Here is a 1,848-nt window from a genome sequence, read left to right on the forward strand (position 1 = left end):
AACACAGTGGACGCGAGCAACTGAGGACAAGCCCTCGGCCTATTAGTACCGGTCACCTCCACCAGTTACCTGGCTTCCAGATCCGGCCTATCAACCCAGTCGTCTACTGGGAGCCTTACCCCATCAAGTGGGTGGGAGTCCTCATCTCGAAGCAGGCTTCCCGCTTAGATGCTTTCAGCGGTTATCCCTCCCGAACGTAGCCAACCAGCCATGCCCTTGGCAGAACAACTGGCACACCAGAGGTTCGTCCGTCCCGGTCCTCTCGTACTAGGGACAGCCCTTCTCAAGACTCCTACGCGCACAGCGGATAGGGACCGAACTGTCTCACGACGTTCTAAACCCAGCTCGCGTACCGCTTTAATGGGCGAACAGCCCAACCCTTGGGACCGACTCCAGCCCCAGGATGCGACGAGCCGACATCGAGGTGCCAAACCATCCCGTCGATATGGACTCTTGGGGAAGATCAGCCTGTTATCCCCGGGGTACCTTTTATCCGTTGAGCGACGGCGCTTCCACAAGCCACCGCCGGATCACTAGTCCCGACTTTCGTCCCTGCTCGACCCGTCGGTCTCACAGTCAAGCTCCCTTGTGCACTTACACTCAACACCTGATTGCCAACCAGGCTGAGGGAACCTTTGGGCGCCTCCGTTACCCTTTAGGAGGCAACCGCCCCAGTTAAACTACCCATCAGACACTGTCCCTGATCCGGATCACGGACCCAGGTTAGACATCCAGCACGACCAGACTGGTATTTCAACGACGACTCCACCCACACTGGCGTGTGGACTTCAAAGTCTCCCAGCTATCCTACACAAGCCGAACCGAACACCAATATCAAACTGTAGTAAAGGTCCCGGGGTCTTTCCGTCCTGCTGCGCGAAACGAGCATCTTTACTCGTAGTGCAATTTCACCGGGCCTATGGTTGAGACAGTCGAGAAGTCGTTACGCCATTCGTGCAGGTCGGAACTTACCCGACAAGGAATTTCGCTACCTTAGGATGGTTATAGTTACCACCGCCGTTTACTGGCGCTTAAGTTCTCAGCTTCGCCCTGACGAATCAGAGCTAACCGGTCCCCTTAACGTTCCAGCACCGGGCAGGCGTCAGTCCGTATACATCGCCTTACGGCTTCGCACGGACCTGTGTTTTTAGTAAACAGTCGCTTCTCGCTGGTCTCTGCGGCCACCCCCAGCTCGAACAGCAAGTGTTCTCACCAGAGCTGGCCCCCCTTCTCCCGAAGTTACGGGGGCATTTTGCCGAGTTCCTTAACCATAGTTCACCCGAACGCCTCGGTATTCTCTACCTGACCACCTGAGTCGGTTTAGGGTACGGGCCGCCATGAAACTCGCTAGAGGCTTTTCTCGACAGCATAGGATCATCCACTTCACCACAATCGGCTCGGCATCAGGTCTCAGACTATGTGCCAGGCGGATTTACCTACCTGACGTCCTACACCCTTACCCCGGGACAACCACCGCCCGGGATGGACTACCTTCCTGCGTCACCCCATCACTCACCTACTAACCGCTTGGTTCGGCGGCTCCACCACTCCCCTTTGCCCGAAGGCTCCGGGGCGGCTTCACGGCCTTAGCATCACGATGCTCGATGTTTGACGCTTCACAGCGGGTACCGGAATATCAACCGGTTATCCATCGACTACGCCTGTCGGCCTCGCCTTAGGTCCCGACTTACCCTGGGCAGATCAGCTTGACCCAGGAACCCTTAGTCAATCGGCGCAAACGTTTCTCACGTTTGTATCGCTACTCATGCCTGCATTCTCACTCGTCAACCGTCCACGACTACCTTCCAGTGCCGCTTCACCCGGCAGACGACGCTCCCCTACCCATCC

The 1,848-nt window shown here is 56.9% G+C and carries 1 other annotated feature (only partly in view).

What is annotated here, in order from left to right:
- Window positions 1–22: 22 nt before the first annotated feature.
- Window positions 23–1,848 (bottom strand) — a sequence feature (mutual gap in cmsearch alignment for this rRNA model is longer than 100) (it continues 2,133 nt past the right edge of the window).

It is taken from the genome of Streptomyces bungoensis (genome assembly GCF_001514215.1).
In the GTDB taxonomy this organism is placed as follows: domain Bacteria; phylum Actinomycetota; class Actinomycetes; order Streptomycetales; family Streptomycetaceae; genus Streptomyces; species Streptomyces bungoensis.